The sequence below is a fragment of the Clostridium sp. BJN0001 genome (assembly GCF_022869825.1).
Classification (GTDB): domain Bacteria; phylum Bacillota; class Clostridia; order Clostridiales; family Clostridiaceae; genus Clostridium.
Genome location: NZ_CP094971.1, coordinates 1,513,633 through 1,537,949, shown reverse-complemented (window position 1 = coordinate 1,537,949; position 24,317 = coordinate 1,513,633). Strand labels below are relative to the sequence as shown.

Genomic DNA, 24,317 nt, shown 5'->3' with positions numbered 1-24,317 from the left:
ATTAATACTTAAGTCAATATAAACTTAAAATATTATTAAAAATTTAAAAGTTCTACTTTAATATAGTAATATGTATGATAAAATAATAAAGTAATCAATGTTTATGTTTTTGAAAGGGGGAGAAAGTAATGGAAAGTGTTCTTTTTTGGATTTGTTCAGCAATTGTATTTTGTCTTATTGATTTATTAACAAGTAATTTCTTTTTTGTACTTTTCTCATTGGGTGCTTTTGTTTCGGCTATTCTTGCAGCAGCGAATATAAATTTTTTTGTTCAAATAATAGTATTTACTATTATAGGAATTATTTCGCTTGCAATAGGTTATCCTTTTCTAAAACAAAAATTTACATCTAAAATAAAGAAAACTCCAAGAATGGAAGAAACATACATTGGAGAAGTTATAGTTGCTAAGAATGATATTCATCAAAGCAGTGAAATAAAAATAAACGGAAACTATTGGAAAATAATTAATAATGGAGATATAATAAGAAAAGGAGAAAAATTTAAGATTGTATCAATAAAGGGTATTAAATTAGAAATAAGAAAGGTTGATGAAAAATGATCATTATTATTTTTGCGGTATTATTAATCGCTATATTTGGTATATTAATTTCTTCAATTAAAATTGTAAATACAGGTTATCTTTATGTAGTTGAAAGATTTGGCCAGTTTGATAAAGTTTTGGAACCAGGATGGCATTTTATTTTGCCTTTTATAGATTTTGTAAGAAGAAAGGTTTCAACTAAGCAGCAGATATTAGACGTACCACCCCAATCAGTAATAACAAAAGATAATGTTAAAATTTCTGTAGACAATGTAATATTTTTTAAATTGTTAAATGCACAAGATGCTGTATATAATATTGAAGATTATAGTTCAGGTATAGTTTATTCAGCAATAACAAATATGAGAAATATTTTAGGAAATATGACACTTGATGAAATTCTTTCAGGAAGAGATACAATAAATCAAAATCTTTTAAGCATAATTGATGAAGTTACAGATGCATATGGTATAAAAATATTATCAGTAGAAATAAAGAATATTGTTCCACCTGCAGAGATACAACAGGCAATGGAAAAACAGATGAAAGCAGAAAGAGATAAGAGAGCTATGATTCTTCAAGCAGAAGGAGCAAAGCAGTCTCAGATTGAAAAAGCAGAAGGAGAAAAGAGAGCAAGAATATTAGGAGCTGAAGCAGAAAAAGAAGCTAACATAAGAAAGGCAGAAGGACTTAAAGAGTCACAGCTTCTTGAAGCAGAAGGAAAAGCAAAAGCTATAGAAGCTATAGCAAAGGCTCAGTCTGATGCAATAATGAAAGTCAATAGGGCAATAATAGATTCAGGAACTGATGAAAGAGTAATTGCGCTAAAGCAGGTTGAGGCACTTAAAGAGATGGCAAATAATCCAGCAAATAAGCTCATACTTCCAAATGAAACATTATCTTCACTTGGTAGCATTGCAGCTATTGCAGATATTTTAAAAGGAAAAAATAAATAATATTTAGAGAGATAACATAGTCTGCACTTCTTTATTATATATAATGAAGGAGTGCAGGCTATGTTTTTTTATAAGAAAGATTTAGAAAAATATATAATTAGTTTATGTTTAAATAGAAATTTAAAATACATAATATATTTAAATACGGATATTTTTAAAATATGGAGTTACTATAATATTGTAGATATATTAAGCTGAATATATTGAAGAAGATAATAAATCATTAAATTTAAAATAAACTTGAATTTATCGCTTTAATATGTTAAAGTAGTTATATAGTAAATTTAGTGATAGATATATTGAAAGGATGAGAGAGATGAATTATAAAAAGAATATGAAGAAAATATGTAGCTTTTTAGTAGTGATGTTACTAGGTGTATGTCTTACTGGTTGTAAATCAAATTCATCATCAGCTACTGAGAGTGCACTTGATAAAGATGAACTTATAATAGGAATAGATGATACGTTTGTACCAATGGGCTTTAAAGATGATAGTGGAAATCTTACTGGCTTTGATGTTGAACTTGCAAAAGAAGTTGGAGAAAAGATGGGAAAAACTATAAAATTTCAGTCAATTAATTGGTCAATGAAAGAAACTGAACTTAATAATGGAAATATAGATTTAATATGGAATGGATATTCTATATCAGACGAAAGAAAAGAAAAAGTTGATTTTTCTTCACCATATTTAAATAATAGGCAGGTTATAATAACTCTTTCGGATTCGTCAATTAAATCTAAACAAGATTTAAAAGGTAAAAAAGTTGGAGCACAGAATCAATCAACTGCTGTAGATGCAATTGAGTCAGATAGCGAAGAAATTGAAAAGGAATTTGATTCTGGAAAAGTTATAACATTTGAAACTAATAATGATGCATTTATGGACCTTGAAGCTGGAAGACTTGATGCAGTAGTTGCTGATGAAATCCTTGCAAAGTATTATATAAATGAAAGAGGAAATGATAAGTATAATGTTTTAAGTGATGATTTTGGTAAAGAGCAGTATGCAGTTGGAATGAGAAAAAATGATGATAAATTTAAAGATGCTTTTAATAAAGCATTAAAAGAAGTTATTGAAGATAATGATGCAAAAGAGATATCTGAAAAATGGTTCGGAGACAATATAATAATTTCGGAATAGGTTATACATTTTAGGAGGAAATAAATTGGGTTATTTAATTAAAATAATGCCGCAAATTTTAAGCGGACTTACAGTTACACTTGAACTTTTCGCAATTACACTTTTGTTATCATTGCCTCTTGGAGTGATTGTAGCAGTATTAAGAACATCAAAAAGTATAATATTAAAAAAACTTAGTGAATTATATGTACTTATAATGAGAGGAACACCTTTATTACTTCAAATAATTGTAATATTTTATGGTCTTCCGATTCTAAATATTAAATTTGATAGATTCCCAGCTGCAATACTTGCATTTGTATTAAATTATGCAGCATATTTTGGAGAAATATTTAGAGCAGGACTTCAGTCTGTTGATTCAGGACAGACTGAAGCCTCTAAAGTTCTTGGATTTAATAAAAAACAAACATTTTTTAAAATTATACTTCCACAAGCTATTAAAAAAGTCGTACCACCTGTTGCAAATGAAATAACAACATTAGTAAAAGACACATCACTTGTATATGTTGTGGGTTTAGATGAAATGCTAAAGATAGGAAAAATTGCTGCAAATAGAGATGTATCTCTTGTGCCATATATAATGGTAGGTGTAGTTTATCTTTTGGTAATAGCTATTTTAAGCAAAATGCTCAGTAAAGTGGAACAAAAATTTGACTACTATAATTAAGGAGAATAAGCATATGTTAAACGTAAGCAATTTGACTAAAAAATTTGGTGATACTGAAGTTTTAAGAGGTATAAATTTTAAAATTTCTGAAGGAGAAATTTTAGTTATTGTTGGACATTCTGGAGGTGGAAAAACAACACTTTTAAGATGTATAAATGAACTCGAACATTGTGATAGCGGAAATATCGAAGTGAATGGAAAAAAATTTTGTGAGAATGGATCGTATAAAAATACACTTGAAATAAGAAAAGATATAGGACTTGTATTTCAAGGATTTAATCTTTTTCCTCATATGAATATTTTAGAAAATCTTATTTCAGCTCCAATCACAGTATTTAATATTAAAAAAGATGAGGCTATAAAAAAAGCAAGAAAAATATTAGGATTTTTAGGCTTATCTGAAAAAGAAAGAAATTACCCATTTGAACTTTCTGGAGGACAAAAACAGAGAGTGGCTATAGGACGAGCTCTTATGACCGAACCTAAAATAATGTGTTTTGATGAACCAACTTCAGCACTTGATCCAGGTCTTACTCTGGAGGTAGCAAATTTAATTAAAAAATTAAAAGATGAAACAAAAATGGCAATGCTTATAATAACTCATGATATGGATTTTGCAAGGAATGTAGCAGACAAAATAATGTCAATGGATCAGGGTGTTTTAAAAGAAGGAATAATATTTGATGAAATTGATAATTAATGTTGAAATCTTATGATATATGTGTTATTATAAATACGTAAGATAAATTAAGATTTAATCAGTACTATTATTTCCTCTGTTTCAGAGATTATGTTCTAGTATACCGGTTATAATCTGAGAAAGGGAGGATTTTTATAATGGAAGATAAGACATTAGTTTGTAAAGATTGTGGAAAAGAATTCGTTTTCACTGTTGGAGAACAGGAATTTTACAAAGAAAAAGGATTCGAAAACGATCCTGTTAGATGTCCTGAGTGCAGAAAAAAGAGAAAAGCTCAGAGAAATAACAGAAACTTTGAAAGATAGATAATATCTTGAACTGCTATGAAGCGTTGCTTTGTAGCAGTTTTTTTATTCAAATGATTTAAGGTGGTTTTATGGATATTCTAAAAAATAAGTTAAATTTAGTAGAAAAATATTTAAAAGCATTTTTTAAGTGGATTCTTGTTGCAGGTCTTACCGGCTTAGTTGGTGGGGCTATCGGAAGTGTTTTTAATATAAGCGTTATAAAAGCAACAAGGTTTAGAAACTTAAATGGTATTATGTTATATTTTCTTCCTTTTGCTGGACTTTTATCAGCGTTTTGTTATAAAGTTTTGAAACAAGATAATAGCACAGGAACAAATGAAGTTATAGATTCTGTAAGAACGGATGGAAATGTTTCATTTGCCATGGCTCCTGCAATATTTATAGGAACGGTCCTTACTCATATGTTTGGAGGATCTGCTGGAAGAGAAGGAGCAGCACTTCAGCTTGGTGGAAGTATCGGTTCAACTATTGGAAAAATTATTAAACTTGATGAAAAAGACAAGCATCTTATAACTCTGTGTGGAATGAGCGGCGTATTCTCTGCACTATTTGGAACACCTCTTACTGCAACGTTCTTTTCCATGGAAGTAATAAGTGTTGGGATAATTTATTACTCTAGTTTTTTTCCGTGTATAGTTTCTTCAGTTATTGCGTATATTATATCTAGAATGTTTAATTTAAATCCTGTTATGTATGAACTTAAGATATTTCCGGATTTAACTATTCTAAATGTCTCTAAACTTGCCATTGTATCTGTATTATGTGCAGCTGTGAGCATAGTATTTTGTACACTGCTTCATAATGGATCTAGGATATTTTCAAAATATGTAGAAAATGATTATTTGAAAATATTTATTGGCGGTGTACTTGTAGTTCTTATAACATTTATAAGTGGTACAAGAGATTATAATGGAGCTGGAATGGATATAATACAGAATGCAATGAATGGGAATGCAAGACCGGAGGCATTTATTTTAAAAATAATTTTAACTGTAATTACTATTTCTGCGGGTTATAAAGGAGGAGAAATAGTACCGGCATTTTTCATAGGTTCAACGCTCGGGTGCACGGTTTCTTCATTTATTGGATTTGATCCTGCATTCGGTGCTGCGGTTGGACTTGTTTCACTTTTTTGTGGAGTTACAAATTCACTTACAGCATCGCTTATTTTAAGCATTGAACTTTTTGGTTCAAATGGAATTATAATGTTTTCAATAGCTATCGCAATAAGCTATGTTCTTTCTGGATATTGTAGCTTATATAGTAGTCAAAAAATAGTTTATTCGAAATTAAAAGGAGTGTTTATAAACAAGAATGCTTCGTAAAATCAATCCGAATAATAGCATTTTTAAAAAACGCTATTATTCGGATTATTTCATATAAATTAAAAAAATTCTCTATTTTAGTTGACATAAAGTTCGTAAAATGATAATCTTTATGTATGGACACGAAAATTAAAAATAAAAGCGAAAAAAACATTCGCCGTTACAATGTCGTAATTAAGACTAATCTTAAAATGTTTTGGAGGAATTAAGATGTCAGATATTAGAACCATATTTGTAGAAAAGAAAAATGGGTTTAATGTAGAAGCTCAAAGCTTACTTAGAGATTTCAGAGAAAATTTAGGAATTAAAAATCTTAAAAATGTAAGACTTATAAATAAGTACATAATCGGAGATTTAAAAGAAGATTATTACAAAAAATCATTACATACTATATTTTCTGAAGCAACAGTTGACACATTAACTGAAGGAGAGATTAAGATTCCTGATGATGAAATTGCTTTTGCAGTAGAATATTTACCAGGTCAGTATGACCAGAGAGCAGATTCAGCATCTGAATGTTTGGCTTTACTTGCAGAAGAAGATAAAATAACAATAAAATCTGCTAAAATAATCACTTTAAAAGGTAGCATATCAAAAGAAGATTTAGAAAAAATTAAAAATTATTATATAAATCCTGTCGATTCAAGAGAAGTAGATATAAACAGCAAAGAATTATCTACAGTTTCAAACAAACCTAAAGATGTTCAAATCTTAGATGGCTTTTCAAAAAAATCAGTTAAAGAATTAGAAGAATTTCATAAAGAAAATGGTCTTGCAATGAGCATAGACGACTTAGTTATGATTCAAGACTATTTTAAGAATGAAGAAAAAAGAGAACCTAGTATTACAGAGATAAAAGTAATAGATACATACTGGTCTGATCATTGTAGACATACAACATTCTCAACAATACTTGAAAATGTTGAAATTGAAGATCACAAATACTTAAAGCCTTTAAAGAAAAGTTATGATGAGTATTTAGAAGTTAGAAAAAATCTTTATACAAAGAAGAAAAAGAACAAAACTTTAATGGATATTGCTCTTGTAGCTATGAAAGAATTAAAGAGAACAGGAAAACTTAATGATCTTGATATTTCAGAAGAAATAAATGCATGTTCAATAAACGTTACAATTGATACAGATAAAGGAAAAGAAGATTATCTTGTAATGTTTAAGAATGAGACACATAACCATCCTACAGAGATTGAACCCTTTGGAGGAGCTGCAACATGTCTTGGAGGAGCTATAAGAGATCCTCTTTCAGGAAGAACTTATGTTTATCAGGCAATGAGAGTTACAGGAGCTGCAGATCCTACAGTATCTATAGAGAAAACATTAAAAGGTAAGCTCCCTCAGAGAAAAATAACACTTGGAGCTGCACATGGATATAGTTCGTATGGTAATCAGATCGGACTTGCAACTGGTGGAGTTTATGAATTATATCATCCAAACTATGCAGCAAAGAGAATGGAAGTTGGAGCTGTAATTGCTGCAGCACCTAAAGAAAATGTAGTACGTGAAGAACCAGCTCTTGGTGATGTAATAATTCTTCTTGGTGGAAGAACAGGAAGAGATGGAGTAGGTGGTGCTACAGGATCATCAAAAGAACATACAGTTTCTTCACTTAGTGAATGTGGTGCTGAAGTTCAAAAAGGTAATGCACCAACAGAGAGAAAACTTCAAAGATTATTTAGAAATGCAAGAATTGCAAAAATGATAAAAAGATGTAATGACTTTGGTGCTGGTGGAGTTTCAGTTGCAATCGGAGAACTTTGCAGAGGCCTTGATATAAATCTTGATAAGGTTACTAAAAAGTATGAAGGATTAGATGGAACAGAACTTGCAGTATCAGAATCTCAGGAAAGAATGGCTGTTGTAGTTTCAAAAGAAAACGCAGACGAGTTTATAGAAACTGCAAACAAAGAAAACTTAGAAGCTAACTTAGTTGCGAATGTAACTGATACAGATAGATTAAGACTTTTCTGGAGAGGCAAAAACATAGTTGATTTAAAGAGAACTTTCCTTGATACAAACGGAGCTACACAGAAAACAAAAGTTATAGTTAATGCACCTTCTGAATATCCATATGAAGTTAAGAAAGAAGATACTAAAAAAGCATGGATAGATAATTTAAGAAGATTAAATGTAGCATCAGAACAAGGATTATCTGAAAGATTCGATTCAACAATTGGCGGCGGAACAGTACTTATGCCATTTGGAGGAAAATATTCTAAAACTCCTGCAGAAGGAATGTCTGCTAAAATACCAGTTTTAAATGGATTAAGTAAAGATGCAACATTAATGACTTACGGATTTAACCCATATCTAGGAGCTTGGAGCCCTTATCATATGGCTTATTATTCAGTAATAGAAAGTGTTACGAAGCTTGTTTCTATGGGTGGTAATTTCAGAAAGTCACATTTAACATTCCAAGAATACTTTGAACATCTTGGCAATGATCCAAAAAGATGGGGTAAACCATTTGCAGCACTTCTTGGTGCATTTGAAGCACAAATGAGACTTGAAATTGCAGCAATTGGAGGAAAAGATTCAATGTCTGGAACTTTTGATGATTTAGATGTTCCACCAAGCCTTGTAAGTTTTGCAGTTGGTGTTGAAAAAGCAGCAAAAGTAATTTCACCAGAGTTTAAGAAGGCAGGTTCAAAACTTGTATTATTAACTACTGAGAAAAAAGATGATATGACAATTGATATAGATAAGTTTATAAATAACATGGATGGACTTTATAAATTAATACAAGATGAAAAAGTTATTTCTGCATCAGCAGTTAAATTTGGAGGAGTTTGTGAGAATGTATCTAAGATGAGTCTTGGAAATAGAGTAGGAGCAGATCTTAAGAATTTAACATCTGATGAATTATTCGGATTTAACTACGGAGATGTCTTAGTAGAAGTAAAAGAAGATGTAGATATAAAAGAAGCGTTTAATGGCTTATTATATAAAGAAGTTGGAAACACTAAAAAAGAAAAAGCTATAGAAGTAAATGGAATTTCATTATCAATTGATGAAATAGAAAAAGCTTATGAAGAAAAGCTATCAAAAGTGTTCCCAATAAAAACTGAAGAAACAGGAAAAACAGTTGAAACTCCTTTATATGAAAGAAAAGAAAATATTTCACCTTGTATAAAGACAGCAAAGCCAAGAGTAGTAATACCAGTATTCCCTGGAACAAACTGTGAATATGACTGTGAAAGAGCATTCAAAAAAGAAGGAGCAGAAACTTCTCTAGTAGTATTTAATAATCTTACTAAAGAAGGACTTGTTGAATCAATTGAAAGATTAAGCAGTGAGATTAAAAAATCACAGATAATAATGCTACCAGGAGGATTCTCAGCAGGAGATGAACCTGATGGATCTGGAAAGTTCATTGCAAATGTATTTAGAAATGAAAAAGTTAAAGAACAAGTAATGGAACTTTTAAAGAACAGAGATGGACTTATGCTTGGTATTTGTAACGGCTTCCAAGCACTTATAAAACTAGGATTAGTTCCTTATGGCGAAATTGTAGATATAAAAGAAGATATGGCAACATTAACTTATAACAATATTGATAGACATATGTCATCAATAATAAGAACAAAGATTGTATCTAATAAATCACCATGGTTTAATGAAGTTAAAGCCGGTGATATCCACAGTGTTGCAATTTCACATGGTGAAGGAAGATTTGTTGCACCAGAAAGTTTAATTAAAAAGTTATTTGAAAATGGTCAGGTAGCAACACAATATGTTGATTTTGATGGAAAAGCTTCATTAGATATGCCATATAATCCTAATGGATCAATGGATGCTATTGAAGGAATAACAAGTCCTGATGGAAGAATACTTGGTAAGATGGGACATTCTGAAAGAATCGGGGAAGACCTTTATAGAAATATGGAAGGTAACTTTGATCAGAAGATATTCAAATCAGGAGTTAATTATTTTAAATAAGTAAAAAAACTTAGCATCATATAATATGGTGCTAAGAAATATTATAGATATATTTTAGGAGGTCACAAATTGGAAGTATCAATAATTTTTGGAAGTAAATCTGATACTGAAGTTATGAAAGGTGCAGCAGATGCATTAAGAGAATTTAAAATAGAATTTAAAGCATATGTTTTATCAGCACATAGAGTACCAGAAAAACTTGAGGAAACAATTAGAAACGTTGAAAAAGAAGGATGTAAAGTAATAATTGCAGGAGCAGGACTTGCTGCACATCTTCCAGGAGTTATAGCATCACAAACAGTATTACCTGTAATAGGTATACCAGTTAAAGCAGCCGTTGAAGGACTTGATGCATTATTTTCAATTGTACAGATGCCAAAAGCAATCCCAGTTGCTACAGTTGGAATAAATAATAGTTTTAATGCAGGTATGTTAGCAGTACAGATGCTTTCTGTAAATAATGAAGATTTAAAAAATAAATTAATAGAATATAGAAAAAACATGAAAGAAAAATTTATAAAAGATAACGCTGAAGGAGTGGAATTATAATGGAAAAGAAAGAAATGTTATATGAAGGAAAAGCTAAGAAGGTTTATGCTACAGATAATAAAGATGAAGTAGTAATTTATTATAAAGATGATGCAACAGCATTTAATGGTGCTAAAAAAGGTCAGATAGAAGATAAAGGAGTTATGAATAACGAAATTACTTCTATATTATTTGAAAAATTAGAAGAACAGGGAATAAAAACTCATTTTATTAAAAAACTAAATGATAGAGAACAACTTTGCAAAAAAGTTCAGATAGTACCTCTTGAAGTTATTGTAAGAAATGTAGCAGCAGGAAGTATGGCTAAGAGATTAGGACTTGAAGAAGGAACTAAACTTAAAACAACTGTATTTGAATTTTCATATAAAAATGATGAATTAAACGATCCTCTTATAAATAGCTATCATGCAGTAGCAATAGGAGCTGCAACTTTTGAAGAAATTGATCAAATTTTAAAGATGACAAAGAAAATTAATGATATACTTAAAGAAGCATTCTTAAAAGATAACATTAATTTAGTAGATTTCAAGATTGAATTTGGAAGATGCAGTGATGGAAGCATTGTTCTTGCTGATGAAATATCACCAGATACATGCAGATTCTGGGATGCAACTACTGGAGAAAAGTTAGACAAAGATAGATTCAGAAGAGATCTTGGAAATGTTAAGGATGCTTATATAGAAATATTAAAGAGAATTTCAAAATAATTTAAGTGAAAGGGCTGTATTAATGAATAATCCGAATTTTGAATTAATTATGGATCCTAGTCAGGATAAGTTTAAAGATGAATGTGGAGTTTTTGGCGTTTATGTAAATAGTCCTGTTGATGTTGCATCTATGACATACTATGGTCTTTATGCACTTCAGCACAGAGGACAGGAAAGCGCAGGAATAGCAGTAGCAGATGGAGAAAAGATAGAAGTTCATAAGGGATTAGGTCTTATAACTGAAGCATTTACAGAGGAAAATGTAAAAGAATTAAAAGGACACATTGCTGTAGGACATGTAAGATATTCAACAGCTGGAGGCAAAGGAATTGAAAATGCTCAGCCTATATTAACTACTTCAAAAGTTGGAACAATAGCTATGGCCCATAACGGTAATCTTGTAAATGCCGATGTCATAAGAGAACTTTTAGAAGATGCAGGGCACATTTTTCATACTTCAAGTGATTCTGAAGTAATAGCTTGTATTATAGCAAGAAATGCAAAAAAAGGCCTTGCAAGAGCTGTTGTAGACGCAATGGAAGCTATACGAGGTTCGTTTGCACTTACAATAATGTCAAAAGATAAACTTATAGGAGCAAGAGATCCTCATGGAATAAGACCTTTATGTCTTGGAAAAATTAAAGAAGGATATGTTTTAGCTTCAGAAAGCTGTGCTCTTGATGCTATAGGAGCTGAGTTTGTACGTGATATTGAACCAGGCGAAATAGTTGTAATAGATGAAAATGGTGTAGAATCATATAGATATTCTGAAAATACTAAGTGTCAAACATGTGCTTTTGAATATATATATTTTGCAAGACCTGATTCTAAAATCGATGGACTTAATGTACATACAACAAGAGTAAACGCAGGAAAGCAGCTTTATAAAGAGCATCCAATTGATGCAGATTTAGTTGTTGCTGTTCCAGACAGTGGAATCCCTGCTGCAATTGGCTATTCTCAGGCTTCAGGAATTCCTTATGATATTGGATTTATCAAAAATAGATATGTAGGAAGAACATTTATTTCTCCATCGCAGGAACTTAGAGAAAGAGCAGTAGCTGTAAAATTAAATCCTTTAAAGGTAAATGTAGAAGGTAAAAAAATTGTATTAATAGATGACTCAATTGTTAGAGGAACAACATCTAAACATCTTATAGAATCTTTAAGAAGAGCAGGAGTTAAAGAAATTAATTTTCTTATTGCTTCACCAGGAGTTAAATTCCCATGTTACTTTGGAATAGATACTCCATATAGAAGTGAACTTATTGCAGCTAATCATTCAGTTGAAGAGATTAGAGATATAATAGGCGCAGATTATGTAGGATATTTAAGTGAACAGGGTGTAATAAAAAGTTGTGGAAACAGAGATGAATTCTGCATGGGATGTTTTAATGGAATGTATCCCGTAGCAGCACCAGTAGAAAATTCTGAAAGGTAGGAAAAAAGATGATAACTTATAAAGAAGCCGGAGTTAATATAGAGGAAGGATATAAATCAGTTAAACTTATAAAGGAATATGCCAAGAGAACAATGAGTGAATATGTTTTAAATGGTCTTGGAAGTTTTGCAGGAATGATTGAAATCCCAGAAGGCTATAAAAAACCAGTATTAATTTCAGGAACTGACGGAGTTGGAACAAAGCTTGAAATTGCATTTAAAAATAGAAAATATGATACAGTTGGTATTGACTGTGTTGCTATGTGCGTAAATGATATACTATGTCATGGAGCAAAGCCACTATTTTTCCTTGATTATATTGCATGTGGAAAGCTTGAAGCCAAAGTGTCATCTGACCTTGTAAAAGGAGTTTCAGACGGATGCGTAGATTCAGATTGTGCATTAATTGGTGGAGAAACTGCAGAAATGCCTGGATTTTATGGCGAAGGTGAATATGATATTGCAGGATTTGCAGTAGGAGTATGTGATAAAGATAAGATAATAGACGGAAGTAAAATAGAAGAAGGAAATGCACTTATAGGAATAGCTTCATCAGGAATCCATTCAAATGGATATTCATTAGTAAGAAAGCTTTTTACAGATTTAGATGAAGATTTTGAAGGAAGACCTGTTTGGAAAACACTTTTAGAACCAACTAAAATATATGTAAAACCTGTACTTAAACTTCTTGAAAAATTTGATATAAAAGGAATGGCTCACGTAACAGGAGGAGGATTTATTGAAAATGTTCCAAGAATGTTTAATGGAAGAAATTTAACTGCTGTAATAAAGAAAGATTCGTACGAAATGCCTCATATATTTGACAAAATTGTTGAAAAAGGTGTAGATAAAGAACATATGTATAATACATTCAATATGGGTATTGGATTTGTTCTTGCAGTAGATAATAAAGATGCAGAAAGTATAATAAATGAATTAAATGAAATGGGAGAAAAAGCTTACAAAATTGGAAGCGTAATCTCTGGGGGTGAAGGTGTTTGTTTAAAATAGCAGTACTTGTTTCAGGTGGCGGAACAGACCTTCAGTCAATAATAGATGCAGCTGAAAGTAAATATCTCAATGTAAAACTTGAGATGGTAATAGGAAGTAAGGATGGGATTTTTGCTCTTGAAAGAGCAAAATCCCATAATATAAAAACATATGTTGTTTCAAAAAAAGAATATGGAGAAAAATCTTCAGATAAAATATTAGAGCTTGTAGATGGAAAAGTAGATTTGATTGTTCTTGCAGGCTTTTTATCAATTTTAGATGGTAAAATATTAGAAAAGTTTTCTGATAAAATAATCAATATACACCCATCTCTTATTCCATCTTTTTGTGGCCCTAAGATGTATGGACTTCATGTGCATGAGGCTGTAATTAAAAGTGGTGTAAGATATTCAGGATGTACAGTTCATTTTGTAAATTCAAAAGTAGATGGAGGATCAATAATACTCCAAAAGGCTGTTCCAGTTTATTTTGAAGATGATCCTGAAACACTTCAGAAAAGAATTTTAATTGAAGAACATAAGATTTTGCCTAAAGCAATAAAACTTATAAGTGAAGGTAAAACTCAAATAATAAATGGGCGAGTTAAACTTAATGAAAATTAGGAGGAATTTTGATGAAAAAAAGAGCTTTAATAAGTGTTTTTGATAAGGATGGAATTTTAGATTTTGCTAAATTTTTAATTTCTAAAGATGTTGAAATAGTTTCAACAGGTGGTACATATAAGTATTTAAAAGATAATGGAATAGATGTAATTGAAATTCAAGAGGTAACTAATTTCCCTGAAATGTTAGATGGAAGAGTAAAAACACTTCACCCATTAGTACATGCAGGAATTTTAGCTATTAGAGATAAAAAAGAACATATGGATACTTTAAAAGAAAACAATATTCATCCAATTGATTATGTTGTTGTAAATTTATATCCATTCTTTGAAAAAGTTAAAGAAGATTTATCATTTGAAGAAAAGGTTGAATTCATAGATATTGGTGGACCAACAATGTTAAGAGCTGCTGCTAAGAATTTCCAAGATGTAACTGTAATTTCAAATAAAGAAGATTACAAAAAAGTAATGGATGAAATTGAAGCTGATGGAGTAGTTTCTTATGATACAAAGAAACATTTAGCAGGTAAAGTGTTTAATTTAATGAGTGCTTATGATGCAGCAATCGCTAAATTTATGCTTGATGGAGTTGAAGAATTTCCTGAATACTTATCTGTTTCTTATAAAAAGATGCATGGTTTAAGATATGGAGAAAATTCTCATCAAAAAGCTTGTGTATATTCATCAACAATGCTTGATGGTGCAATGAATACATTTGAAACATTAAATGGAAAAGAATTATCATACAATAATTTTAAAGATGTTGATATCGCTTGGAAATGTGCTAACGAATTTACTGAACCTGCATGCTGTGCACTAAAACATAACACACCATGTGGAGTAGCTGTTGGAGAAGATGTTTATGAAGCTTATATGAAAGCTTATGAAGTTGATCCAACATCTATTTTTGGAGGTATAGTTGGATTTAATAGAAAAGTAAATAAGAGAACAGCTGAAGAAATGGCTAAAATATTCCTTGAAGTTATAGCTGCACCTGATTATGATGATGATGCATTAGAAGTATTAAAAAAGAAAAAGAATTTAAGAGTGCTTAAATTCCATAATACTCCAAAAGCAAAAATGGCTATGCTTTCAGTTGATGGAGCTATGCTTATTCAAGAAGAAGATAAAAAATTAATAGATGAAGTTAAATATGTAACTGAAAAGCAGCCTACAGATAGTGAAATGAAAGACTTAATGTTTGCAATGAAAGTTGTAAAATATGTTAAATCAAATGCAATTGTTGTAGCAAAAGATGGAGTTGCAACTGGAATTGGTGGAGGACAGGTTAATAGAATCTGGCCAACAGAAGATGCTCTTAGAAGAGGAAAAGGAGCAACTGTTCTTGCATCTGACGCATTCTTCCCATTTGGAGATGTAGCAGAAAATGCAGCAAAAGCAGGAATAAAGGCTATAATTCAGCCAGGTGGATCTATAAGAGATCAGGAATCAATTGACGTTTGTAATAAATATGGAATATCAATGATATTTACAGGACTTAGACATTTTAAACATTAAAATAGGTTTTGGAGGTCTTAAAAAATGAAGATACTTTTAATAGGATCAGGTGGAAGAGAACATGCACTTGCATGGAAAATGGCTCAGAATAAAAATGTAGAAAAAATATATGTAGCTCCTGGAAATGGAGGAACTGCAATTGAAGATAAGTGCGAAAATGTAAATTTAACTAAAATAGAAGACTTACTTAAATTTGCAAAAGACAATAAAATAGATTTAACAGTTGTAGGACCAGAGGATCCTTTAACTTGCGGAATTGTTGATACATTTAAAAATGAAGGACTTAGAATATTTGGACCATCTAAAAAAGCTGCTATGCTTGAAGGAAGCAAGAGCTTTTCAAAAGAATTTATGAAAAAATATGGGGTAAAAACTGCAGCTTATGAGAAATTTACTGATGCAGATAAAGCTTTAAAATATTTAGAGACATGTCCATATCCAGCAGTTATAAAAGCTGATGGACTTGCAGCAGGTAAAGGCGTTTCAATATGTGCTACTAAAGAAGAAGCACAAAAAGAAGTTAAAGCATATATGATTGATGATATATTTAATGGTGCAGGTAAAAAGATTATAATTGAGGAATTCTTAGAAGGAGTAGAAGCATCAATTTTATCTATTACTGATGGAAATGTTATAGTGCCTTTTATATCAGCTAAAGATCATAAACAGATATACGATGGTGGAAAAGGACCTAATACAGGTGGTATGGGAGCAGTTGCACCAAATCCTTTTGTTACTTCTGATATATTAAAAGATTTTAAAGAAAATATTATGAGTAAAACTCTTGAAGGAATTAAAGAAGAGGGATTTGATTATCATGGAATAATTTTCTTTGGACTTATGATGACTAAAAAAGGAGTATATCTTCTTGAATATAATGTAAGAATGGGAGATCCTGAAACTCAGTCAGTATTATATTTGATGGATAGTGATCTTGTAGATTTAATAGAAGCATCTATTGATGAAAAACTATCTGAAGAAAATGTTACTTGGAAAAAAGGTGTATGCATAAATGTAGTGCTCGCATCAAAAGGTTATCCTTTAAAATATAATAAAGGATATGAAATAAAAATAGATAAAGAAATAAAGAGCAAAGTTTTCTTTGCAGGAGCTAAAAAAGAAGATTCTGTTTTAAAAACTAATGGGGGAAGAGTTCTTTCAGTTATAGGAATGGGTAAAGATGAATCTGAAGCAAGAGATGACGCATATAGCAATTTAAAATATGTTAAGTTTGATGGTGCTTATTATAGAAAAGATATAGGTACTTTTAAATAAATTACAATATTTTTCGACAAAAATAGGTTGTTGCACTAATAATTTAGTGCAGCAACCTATTTTGTGTTATATTGTTATAAATAATAGTAATATATCAAAAAATATGCAATAATATATAAAAGGATTCTGTTAATTTAATAGAATTTTATATGAAAAAGAGGGGGAAAATTATGAAAGAATTAAGTAAAAGACTTGATGGTTTTACTGAATCAGTCATAAGAAAAATGACAAGAATATCAAATAAGTATGGAGCAATAAATTTATCTCAAGGTTTTCCAGATTTTGATCCACCAAAGGAAATTACAAACAGGCTTAAAGAAGTTGCAGATAAGGGACCACATCAGTATTCTGTTACATGGGGAGCTAAAAATTTTAGAGAAGCATTAGCTTGCAAACAGAACAAGTTTATGAATATAGATATAAATCCGGATGAAAATATAGTTGTTACATGTGGAAGCACTGAAGCTATGATGACTGCAATGATGAGTGTATGTAATAGCGATGATAAAGTTATTGTGTTTTCACCATTTTATGAAAATTATGCAGCTGATGCAATTTTATCAGGATGTACACCTATTTATGTAGAACTTAAGCCACCATATTTTAACTTTGATAAAGATGAATTAAGAGATGCTTTTAGAGAGAATCCTAAAGCACTTATATTATGTAATCCTTCTAATCCAACAGGAAAAGTGTTTTCAAAAGAAGAACTTTTATACATAGCAGATTTGGCAAAAGAATTTGATACGTATGTAATAACAGACGAAGTTTATGAGCATATAGTTTATCCTCCATATAAGCATATTTATATGGCATCTCTTCCTGGAATGAAAGAGAGAACAATTTCATGTAGCTCATTATCAAAAACATATTCAATAACAGGATGGAGACTAGGGTATGTAATTGCAGATAAAAATATAATTAAAAGATGCAAACAGGTTCACGATTTTCTAACTGTAGGGGCAGCTGCACCACTTCAGGAAGCAGCAGTTACAGGACTTAACTTTAAAGATGATTATTATGAAAATCTTACTAAATTGTATACAGAGAAAAGAGAGCTATTTACAAAAGGGCTTGATAAAATTGGATTAAAATATTTTAATCCTCAAGGAGCGTATTATGTAATGGTTGATATATCTGAGTTTGGATTTGATGATGATAATGAGTTTGCTACATGGCTTATTAAAAATATTGGAGTCGCTGGAGTGCCTGGCTCAAGCTTTTTTAAAGAAAATATAAATAAATATATAAGATTTCATTTTGCAAAAAAAGATGATACTTTAAAAGAAGCTTTAAAGAGATTATCAGAATTGAAAAAATATAAGAAAAATAAATAATTGTTTAAGTTAAATTAAAAATGTTACAAAAGAATTTTTGTTCTTTTGTAACATTTTTTTTAATTTCTATAAACTGTATCAGAAAGTGTAGGAGCATGTTCTGCTTCTATTTTAGCTCCATTCATTAAGAATGTAACGCCATCTATCCACTCACCTTTATATTTAGTCTGAATAAATGTTTCAATTAAAGTATCAGATGTTATCTGACCGCCTGTAGAGCCTTGAAGCATTTGATACCATGCATTTTTCTTATTAGATGGATCTTTAAGATTAATGGTTGCAATAGTTTTGTCTCCTACTTTATCTATAGATTTAACTTCGATTGGAAGAGAATCAAAATTATTTTTTGATATTCCATCAGCTAAATATTTAAGCTTGTCAGATAAACTTGCATTTTCATTAATTTCAATTGCTTTAGATTGCTGAAGTTCCATTGAGTTAGCATCTTCTGTGTAAATATACAGAGAAACTTTTTTTTCAGCAACTTTAGTATCGTCTTTTTCTTCAGATTTCGATTTATTATCTGCTGCTGGAGAACTTTCTTCAGTACTTTCAGAAATATCATTTGATTCTGATGATGTATCAGTTGCTAAATTTTTGTTTGAAGTACATGAAATTAAAAAAAGACTACTTATGATAAGTGTAGATACTAAAAATAATTTCTTTTTCATAGGAATACCTCCTCTTTTATCATATAATTTAATTATTACATCATAAAGATTATATCATAGTTAAAATAATTAAAAAAGAATTATATATTATGTTAATATAATTTGATAAATTATTGACAATTTATTTTGAATATAGTATATTTTGATTATCAAAGTATTTTAACAAAATTTAACACATTTATTCAAAGAGGTAAAAAAATGGATAAAACACAGAAAGAGATAAATGAGTTACTTGTACTGCTGTTTAATGATATTCTGCAGATGGAAGAAAATACTCTGAAAAAAGGAGTACTTAAGGATCTATCGATAACAGAGATACATACAATTGAAGCAATTGGAATGTATAGTAAAAAAACAATGACAGAAGTTGCACAAATATTAAACATTACTGTAAGTACATTAACAACAGGTGTTGGGAAACTAATAAAAAAAGGATATGTAGAAAGAAAAAGAATTGAAGAAGATAGAAGAGTCGTACTTATTACACTTACACATAAAGGAAGACTTGCATATAGACTTCATTCAAGATTTCATAGAGAGATGGTAAATACATCAGTTGAGGGATTAAGCGAAAAAGAACAGAAAATATTATTTTCTTCATTAAAGAAAATAAATGAATTTATTAATTCGAAATTAGAAAAATAAAGGAGATTGCAATGAAAAATATAGGAATTAAGGGGCTTGGTTCATACGTTCCAGATTTTATAGTATCAAATGAAGATTTATCAAAAATCGTAGATACTGATAATGAATGGATAGTTGAGAGAACTGGAATAAATACAAGAAGAATATCAAAAAATGAAGATACTTCAGATATAGCATATAAAGCTTCCTTAAAAGCATTAAAAGATGCTAATTTAAGAGGAGAAGATCTTGATTTGATAATTGTAGCGACTATAAGTCCTGATAAATTTGTTCCATCTGTTGCATGTATTCTTCAGGATAAATTAAATGCACAAGATGCAGCGTGCTTTGATATAAGTGTTGCATGTTCTGGATTTGTTTATGGAATTGAAATAGCTAAAAGTATGATGATGGTTAATGGATATAAAAATGCTTTAGTAATTGGAGCAGAAGTTCTATCAAAACTTATTGATTGGAAAGACAGATCAACATGTGTTCTTTTTGGAGACGGTGCTGGTGCATGTATTCTTCAAGAAGGATGTGATAGAGGAGTCGTAAAAAGATCATATCTTCGCGCATTAGGAAGTAAAAGCAGTGCACTTGAAGTTGGAGCAAGAGATTTAGATTCACCGTTTGCAGAATCTATTATTAAAAAGGATCCATTTATTAGAATGAATGGAAGAGAAGTATTTAAATTTGCTGTAAATGCAATGAGAGAAGCAATTCTAAAAGCACTCGAATATAACGATGAAAAACTTGAAAATATAAAATTTATAATTCCACATCAAGCAAATAAAAGAATTATAACTTATACTGCAAAAAAATTAAATTTAGATATAGATAAGTTTTTTATAAATATTGACAGAGTAGCAAATACATCGGCAGCATCTGAACCTATTGCATTATGTGAATGTTATGAAAAAAATCTTATTAAAAAAGGAGATAAGATTATTTTAGTAGCATTTGGAGGAGGACTTACTTATGCTTCAACGCTTATTGAATGGTAAGTGTAAATGTAAACTTATTTTTAATTATTCTTATATAAATTGATAAAATATACTAATAATAGTAGAATATAAAAAAGAAATCATGGAGGGGTTAATAAGATGATAAAAAATAGAGTCTGTGAATTACTTAACATAAAATATCCAATATTTCAAGGTGGTATGGCAAGAATTGCAGATGCATCACTTGCATCTGCTGTAAGTAATGCAGGAGGTCTTGGAATAATTACAGGAGCTGCACCTACTGAATGGGTACGAGAAGAAATAAGAAAAGCTAAAAAAATGACTGATAAGCCATTTGGAGTAAACATAATGCTTATGGCTGAAAATGTTTTAGAGATAGCTAATCTTGTTTGTGAAGAAGGAGTAAAAGTTGTTACAACAGGCGCAGGCAGCCCGGGAAAATACATGGATAAATGGAAAGAGCATGGAATAAAAGTAATTCCAGTTGTAGCATCTGTAGGACTTGCAAAACGAATGGAAAGATTAGGAGCAGATGCAGTAGTTGCAGAAGGAACTGAATCTGGAGGACATATAGGAAGTCTTACAACTATGGCTTTACTTCCTCAAGTGAAAGATGCTGTTAAGATACCTGTAATTGCAGCAGGTGGAATTGGCGATGGAAGAGGAATGGCAGCAACTTTTATGCTTGGCGCTGAAGGAGTTCAGCTCGGAACTAGATTCTTAGTAGCAAAAGAATGTAATGTACATCAGAATTATAAAGATAAAGTTTTAAAAGCAAAAGATATAGATACAGAAGTAACTGGAAGATCTACTGGCCATCCAGTAAGAGTATTAAAAAATAAACTTGCAAGATTATATATGAAACTTGAAAAAGAAGGAGCAAGTATAGAGGACGTAGAAAGAATAGGAATTGGTTGTCTTAAAAAAGCAGTTGTTGATGGAGATGTAGAAAATGGCTCTCTTATGTCAGGTCAGATTGCAGGTCTTGTAAAGAAAGAAGAGACATGTAAAGAAATAATAGAAGAACTTATTGAAGATTCAAATAAATTATTTAAAATGTATGGGGGATATTATGAAAAGTAGTAAAACAGCTTTTTTATTTGCAGGTCAGGGAGAGCAAAAAGTAGGAATGGCTAAAGATCTTTATGAAAACATAAAAGAATGTAAAGATATATTAGACTCTGCAGAAGATATATTAAATATGCCGCTTAAAAAATTAATGTTTGAAGGACCTATTAGCGATCTTACACTTACAGAAAATGCTCAGCCTGCAATTTTAGTTGCTTCACTTATGTGTCTTAAAGCACTTGAAGTAAATGGTATAAGCGCAGATTATGCAGCAGGATTAAGTCTTGGAGAATATGCAGCACTTATTTATGGAGGAGCATTAACTTTTGAAGAAGGACTTAAAGTAGTTAAAGAGAGAGGCAGAATTATGGGAAGTGCACTTCCTAAAGGTCTTGGAAAGATGGCTGCTATTTTAAGACTTAGTGATGGAAAAGTAAATGAATTACTTGAAAAAGCATCAAAGTTTGGAGTTTGTGAAGGAGCAAATTATAACTGCCCTAATCAGGTAGTAATATCAGGAGATAATAAAGCTATAGATGAAGCAGTTAAACTTGCTACAGAAATGGGAGGAAAAGGTATTCCTCTTAAAGTAAGTGGACCTTTCCATTCATCACTTTTAATTCCTGCAAGCGAAGAATTTTTTGAAACTTTAAAAGATATAGATATAAAGCCTTTTAATAAAATTATATACTCAAATACAAAAGGTTCTAAGTATGAAAATAATGATGATGTAAAAGATATATTAAAACGTCATATAAGAAGTTCAGTATATTTTGAAAAATGTTTAAGAGATATGATAGATAGAGGTGTTGATACTTTTGTCGAAGTAGGACCTGGAAGGACACTTAGAGGTTTTGTAAGAAAACTTGACAGAACAAAGAAACTATTAAATACTGAAGATATGGATTCATTAAATAATGTAGTTGTTAATGCTAAAGGTTAAAGGGGGAAATGTTTTTATGTTAGAAGGAAAATGTGCTATTGTGACAGGTGCATCAAGAGGAATTGGAAAAGCTATAGCAATAAAGCTTGCATCACTTGGCGCTTCTATAGTAATAAATTATAGAAGTAGTGAAAGTGAAGCTGAAAATGTAGCGAAAGAAGTTAAAAAATTTGGCGTAGAAGCTATGCTTGTAAAAGCTGATATTTCTAATATTGAAGAAGCTGAAAAACTTGTAAAAGAAGCTAAAGAAAAATTTGGAAAAATCGACATTATGGTAAACAACGCTGGAATTACAAAAGATGGTCTTATAATGAGAATGAAAGAGGAAGATTTTGATAATGTAATTAGAGTTAATTTAAAAGGAGTATTTAACTGTCTTAAAAGTATAACTCCTGTTATGATGAGACAAAAACATGGTAAAATAATAAATCTTTCATCTGTTGTTGGAATATCAGGAAATGCAGGACAGGTAAATTATGCAGCATCTAAAGCTGGTGTAATTGGTATGACAAAATCTCTTGCAAAAGAAATTGGATCAAGAGGAATAAATGTAAATGCAGTAGCACCAGGATTTATAGAGACTGATATGACAGATAAATTAGGAGAAAAATTAAAACAAGAAGCAGTAAATAATATTCCGCTTAAAAGACTTGGAAAACCTGAAGACGTTGCAGAAGTTGTTTCATTTTTAGCATCTGATGAAGCTTCATATGTTACAGGTCAGGTTATTCATGTTGATGGCGGAATGGTTATGTAATAAAGGAGAAAAATGTTTATGGAAAGAAGAGTTGTTATTACAGGAATGGGAGCAATTACACCAATAGGAAATGATGTAGAGGCTTTTTGGGATAATGCTAAATTAGGTAAATCAGGCATAGATTTTATTACACTTATGGATAAAGATCTCTGTGATGTTAAAATTGCAGGAGAAGTAAAAGGCTTTGATTCTGAAGGTTATTTTGGAAGAAAAGAAGTTAAAAGATTAGATAGATTTGCACAGTTTGCTTTATATGTATCAGATGAAGCAATTAAAGATTCAAAAATTGATCTTGAAAAGGAAGACTTATATAGATTTGGCGTAATGTTTGGTTCTGGAATTGGTGGAATACATTCAATAGAAAAAGAATGTGCAAAAATTGCTGTTGGAAAATCTAAGAGAGTATCTCCATTTTTCGTACCAATGTCAATTATTAATTTAGGAGCAGGAAACATAGCAATAAGACATGGACTTAAAGGACCTTGTTCTTCAGTAGTAACAGCATGTGCTACAGGAAATGATAATATAGGTCAGTCATATAGAATGATTAAACATGGATATGCAGATATAATGCTTGCAGGAGGAGCTGAAGCTCCAGTATGCCATATGGGAGTTGGTGGATTCTCTGGTCTTAAAGCATTATGTACAAATAATGATCCAAAAAGAGCTTCTATACCTTTTGATAAGGAAAGAAGTGGATTTGTAATAGGTGAAGGAGCAGGTGCTCTTATACTTGAATCACTTGAACATGCTCAAAAAAGAGGAGCTAATATCTTAGCTGAAATTGTAGGTTATTCTGCAACATGTGATGCACACCATATTACAGCTCCAGATCCTGAAGGATTAGGTGCAGCTAAAGCTATGGAAGATGCTATAAAAGAAGCTTCAATAGACCCTTCTGAAGTTTCTTATATAAATGCGCATGGAACTTCAACACACTTAAATGATTTATGCGAAACAAAAGCGATAAAAGAGACTTTTAAAGATTCTGCATATAAAATTCCTATATCTTCAACTAAATCTATGACAGGTCATCTTTTAGGTGGAGCTGGTGCTATTGAAGCTATTATAGCAGTTAAAGCTACTATGGATGATTTTGTACCTCCAACAATAGGTTATGAAGTTAAAGATGAAGAACTTGATCTTGACTATGTACCTAATGAAGGAAGAAAAGCTACAGTTAATTATGCATTAAGTAACTCAATAGGATTTGGAGGACATAATGCAGCAATTCTTTTAAAGAAATGGAAATAGT

23 protein-coding genes are annotated in these 24,317 nt (G+C 30.7%); 22 read left to right on the top strand and 1 reads right to left on the bottom strand.

All coding sequences use genetic code 11. The features are described from left to right. The first annotated feature begins 128 nt into the window (after positions 1 to 128). The 16 genes from MTX53_RS07410 to MTX53_RS07335 all read left to right on the top strand — a co-directional run bounded on the left by MTX53_RS07410 (position 129) and on the right by MTX53_RS07335 (position 18,031). Positions 129 to 560: an NfeD family protein gene (locus MTX53_RS07410; RefSeq protein ID WP_244833086.1), complete on the top strand. Its 432-nt coding sequence runs from the start codon at positions 129 to 131 to the stop codon at positions 558 to 560. Beyond that, the gene (locus tag MTX53_RS07405) at positions 557 to 1,498 is read left to right on the top strand and encodes an SPFH domain-containing protein (protein ID WP_244833085.1); all 942 of its coding nucleotides are present in this window, start codon (positions 557 to 559) and stop codon (positions 1,496 to 1,498) included. The genes MTX53_RS07410 and MTX53_RS07405 overlap by 4 nt, the downstream gene beginning before the upstream one ends. A gap of 316 nt (positions 1,499 to 1,814) precedes the next feature. After that, complete coding sequence (locus MTX53_RS07400) at positions 1,815 to 2,639, top strand: amino acid ABC transporter substrate-binding protein (protein WP_244833084.1); 825 nt, start codon at positions 1,815 to 1,817, stop codon at positions 2,637 to 2,639. Between the two features lie 25 nt (positions 2,640 to 2,664). Continuing rightward, complete coding sequence (locus tag MTX53_RS07395; protein ID WP_244833083.1) at positions 2,665 to 3,306, top strand: amino acid ABC transporter permease; 642 nt, start codon at positions 2,665 to 2,667, stop codon at positions 3,304 to 3,306. A 13-nt stretch (positions 3,307 to 3,319) separates the two neighbouring features. Further along, positions 3,320 to 4,006, top strand: coding sequence for an amino acid ABC transporter ATP-binding protein (locus tag MTX53_RS07390; RefSeq protein ID WP_244833082.1), 687 nt, complete (start codon positions 3,320 to 3,322; stop codon positions 4,004 to 4,006). Positions 4,007 to 4,143: 137 nt separating this feature from the next. Further along, positions 4,144 to 4,311 (top strand): zinc-ribbon domain-containing protein, encoded by a 168-nt coding sequence (locus tag MTX53_RS07385; RefSeq protein ID WP_244833081.1) that lies wholly within the window; start codon positions 4,144 to 4,146, stop codon positions 4,309 to 4,311. Positions 4,312 to 4,382: 71 nt separating this feature from the next. Next, on the top strand, positions 4,383 to 5,639 hold the full coding sequence (locus tag MTX53_RS07380) for a chloride channel protein (RefSeq protein WP_244833080.1): 1,257 nt from the start codon (positions 4,383 to 4,385) through the stop codon (positions 5,637 to 5,639). Between the two features lie 210 nt (positions 5,640 to 5,849). Further along, positions 5,850 to 9,593 (top strand): phosphoribosylformylglycinamidine synthase, encoded by a 3,744-nt coding sequence (locus MTX53_RS07375; protein ID WP_244833079.1) that lies wholly within the window; start codon positions 5,850 to 5,852, stop codon positions 9,591 to 9,593. 69 nt (positions 9,594 to 9,662) lie between these two features. Then, positions 9,663 to 10,142 carry a 5-(carboxyamino)imidazole ribonucleotide mutase gene (gene purE, locus MTX53_RS07370; protein WP_244833078.1) on the top strand — a complete coding sequence of 160 codons (480 nt, stop codon included), beginning with the start codon at positions 9,663 to 9,665 and terminating at the stop codon, positions 10,140 to 10,142. Beyond that, a complete protein-coding gene (purC, locus tag MTX53_RS07365) occupies positions 10,142 to 10,849 on the top strand; it encodes a phosphoribosylaminoimidazolesuccinocarboxamide synthase (protein WP_244833077.1) in 708 nt (235 codons plus the stop codon). The genes purE and purC overlap by 1 nt, the downstream gene beginning before the upstream one ends. Before the next feature lie 22 nt (positions 10,850 to 10,871). Continuing rightward, complete coding sequence (purF, locus tag MTX53_RS07360) at positions 10,872 to 12,290, top strand: amidophosphoribosyltransferase (protein ID WP_244833076.1); 1,419 nt, start codon at positions 10,872 to 10,874, stop codon at positions 12,288 to 12,290. A gap of 8 nt (positions 12,291 to 12,298) precedes the next feature. Continuing rightward, positions 12,299 to 13,300: a phosphoribosylformylglycinamidine cyclo-ligase gene (gene purM, locus MTX53_RS07355; RefSeq protein ID WP_244833075.1), complete on the top strand. Its 1,002-nt coding sequence runs from the start codon at positions 12,299 to 12,301 to the stop codon at positions 13,298 to 13,300. Continuing rightward, positions 13,288 to 13,902: a phosphoribosylglycinamide formyltransferase gene (gene purN, locus MTX53_RS07350; protein ID WP_244833074.1), complete on the top strand. Its 615-nt coding sequence runs from the start codon at positions 13,288 to 13,290 to the stop codon at positions 13,900 to 13,902. Before purM ends, purN begins: the two co-directional genes overlap by 13 nt. 11 nt (positions 13,903 to 13,913) lie before the next feature. Next, entirely contained in the window at positions 13,914 to 15,419 is a 1,506-nt protein-coding gene (gene purH, locus MTX53_RS07345) for a bifunctional phosphoribosylaminoimidazolecarboxamide formyltransferase/IMP cyclohydrolase (RefSeq protein ID WP_244833073.1), read from the top strand. 24 nt (positions 15,420 to 15,443) lie between these two features. Further along, on the top strand, positions 15,444 to 16,694 hold the full coding sequence (gene purD, locus MTX53_RS07340; RefSeq protein ID WP_244833072.1) for a phosphoribosylamine--glycine ligase: 1,251 nt from the start codon (positions 15,444 to 15,446) through the stop codon (positions 16,692 to 16,694). Between the two features lie 170 nt (positions 16,695 to 16,864). Beyond that, positions 16,865 to 18,031: a pyridoxal phosphate-dependent aminotransferase gene (locus tag MTX53_RS07335; RefSeq protein WP_244833071.1), complete on the top strand. Its 1,167-nt coding sequence runs from the start codon at positions 16,865 to 16,867 to the stop codon at positions 18,029 to 18,031. A 59-nt stretch (positions 18,032 to 18,090) separates the two neighbouring features. On the opposite strand, the gene MTX53_RS07330 is transcribed toward MTX53_RS07335, so the two are convergent. Then, positions 18,091 to 18,702, bottom strand: coding sequence for a hypothetical protein (locus MTX53_RS07330; protein WP_244833070.1), 612 nt, complete (start codon positions 18,700 to 18,702; stop codon positions 18,091 to 18,093). A 198-nt stretch (positions 18,703 to 18,900) separates the two neighbouring features. Here MTX53_RS07330 and MTX53_RS07325 point away from each other — a divergent pair, with 198 nt between their 5' ends. The 6 genes from MTX53_RS07325 to fabF all read left to right on the top strand — a co-directional run bounded on the left by MTX53_RS07325 (position 18,901) and on the right by fabF (position 24,316). Continuing rightward, complete coding sequence (locus MTX53_RS07325) at positions 18,901 to 19,347, top strand: MarR family transcriptional regulator (RefSeq protein WP_244833069.1); 447 nt, start codon at positions 18,901 to 18,903, stop codon at positions 19,345 to 19,347. A gap of 11 nt (positions 19,348 to 19,358) precedes the next feature. Then, a complete protein-coding gene (locus MTX53_RS07320; RefSeq protein ID WP_244833068.1) occupies positions 19,359 to 20,333 on the top strand; it encodes a beta-ketoacyl-ACP synthase III in 975 nt (324 codons plus the stop codon). Between the two features lie 99 nt (positions 20,334 to 20,432). Then, a complete protein-coding gene (gene fabK / locus MTX53_RS07315) occupies positions 20,433 to 21,377 on the top strand; it encodes an enoyl-[acyl-carrier-protein] reductase FabK (protein ID WP_244833067.1) in 945 nt (314 codons plus the stop codon). After that, complete coding sequence (gene fabD / locus MTX53_RS07310; protein ID WP_244833066.1) at positions 21,367 to 22,305, top strand: ACP S-malonyltransferase; 939 nt, start codon at positions 21,367 to 21,369, stop codon at positions 22,303 to 22,305. The genes fabK and fabD overlap by 11 nt, the downstream gene beginning before the upstream one ends. A 16-nt stretch (positions 22,306 to 22,321) precedes the next feature. Continuing rightward, positions 22,322 to 23,062 (top strand): 3-oxoacyl-[acyl-carrier-protein] reductase, encoded by a 741-nt coding sequence (gene fabG / locus MTX53_RS07305; RefSeq protein ID WP_244833065.1) that lies wholly within the window; start codon positions 22,322 to 22,324, stop codon positions 23,060 to 23,062. Positions 23,063 to 23,080: 18 nt separating this feature from the next. Next, complete coding sequence (gene fabF, locus MTX53_RS07300; RefSeq protein ID WP_244833064.1) at positions 23,081 to 24,316, top strand: beta-ketoacyl-ACP synthase II; 1,236 nt, start codon at positions 23,081 to 23,083, stop codon at positions 24,314 to 24,316. Position 24,317: the final 1 nt, after the last annotated feature.

Excerpts from the sequence above, each read along its gene's own strand:
- MTX53_RS07405 (WP_244833085.1), top strand. The coding sequence starts at position 557 with ATGATCATTATTATTTTTGCGGTATTATTAATCGCTATATTTGGTATA.
- purC (WP_244833077.1), top strand. The coding sequence starts at position 10,142 with ATGGAAAAGAAAGAAATGTTATATGAAGGAAAAGCTAAGAAGGTTTAT.
- MTX53_RS07410 (WP_244833086.1), top strand. The coding sequence starts at position 129 with ATGGAAAGTGTTCTTTTTTGGATTTGTTCAGCAATTGTATTTTGTCTT.
- MTX53_RS07375 (WP_244833079.1), top strand. The coding sequence starts at position 5,850 with ATGTCAGATATTAGAACCATATTTGTAGAAAAGAAAAATGGGTTTAAT.
- fabF (WP_244833064.1), top strand. The coding sequence starts at position 23,081 with ATGGAAAGAAGAGTTGTTATTACAGGAATGGGAGCAATTACACCAATA.
- MTX53_RS07385 (WP_244833081.1), top strand. The coding sequence starts at position 4,144 with ATGGAAGATAAGACATTAGTTTGTAAAGATTGTGGAAAAGAATTCGTT.
- MTX53_RS07325 (WP_244833069.1), top strand. The coding sequence starts at position 18,901 with ATGGATAAAACACAGAAAGAGATAAATGAGTTACTTGTACTGCTGTTT.
- fabD (WP_244833066.1), top strand. The coding sequence starts at position 21,367 with ATGAAAAGTAGTAAAACAGCTTTTTTATTTGCAGGTCAGGGAGAGCAA.
- purM (WP_244833075.1), top strand. The coding sequence starts at position 12,299 with ATGATAACTTATAAAGAAGCCGGAGTTAATATAGAGGAAGGATATAAA.
- MTX53_RS07330 (WP_244833070.1), bottom strand. The coding sequence starts at position 18,702 with ATGAAAAAGAAATTATTTTTAGTATCTACACTTATCATAAGTAGTCTT.
- purH (WP_244833073.1), top strand. The coding sequence starts at position 13,914 with ATGAAAAAAAGAGCTTTAATAAGTGTTTTTGATAAGGATGGAATTTTA.
- MTX53_RS07400 (WP_244833084.1), top strand. The coding sequence starts at position 1,815 with ATGAATTATAAAAAGAATATGAAGAAAATATGTAGCTTTTTAGTAGTG.
- MTX53_RS07390 (WP_244833082.1), top strand. The coding sequence starts at position 3,320 with ATGTTAAACGTAAGCAATTTGACTAAAAAATTTGGTGATACTGAAGTT.
- fabK (WP_244833067.1), top strand. The coding sequence starts at position 20,433 with ATGATAAAAAATAGAGTCTGTGAATTACTTAACATAAAATATCCAATA.
- purF (WP_244833076.1), top strand. The coding sequence starts at position 10,872 with ATGAATAATCCGAATTTTGAATTAATTATGGATCCTAGTCAGGATAAG.
- purD (WP_244833072.1), top strand. The coding sequence starts at position 15,444 with ATGAAGATACTTTTAATAGGATCAGGTGGAAGAGAACATGCACTTGCA.
- MTX53_RS07320 (WP_244833068.1), top strand. The coding sequence starts at position 19,359 with ATGAAAAATATAGGAATTAAGGGGCTTGGTTCATACGTTCCAGATTTT.
- MTX53_RS07335 (WP_244833071.1), top strand. The coding sequence starts at position 16,865 with ATGAAAGAATTAAGTAAAAGACTTGATGGTTTTACTGAATCAGTCATA.
- fabG (WP_244833065.1), top strand. The coding sequence starts at position 22,322 with ATGTTAGAAGGAAAATGTGCTATTGTGACAGGTGCATCAAGAGGAATT.
- MTX53_RS07380 (WP_244833080.1), top strand. The coding sequence starts at position 4,383 with ATGGATATTCTAAAAAATAAGTTAAATTTAGTAGAAAAATATTTAAAA.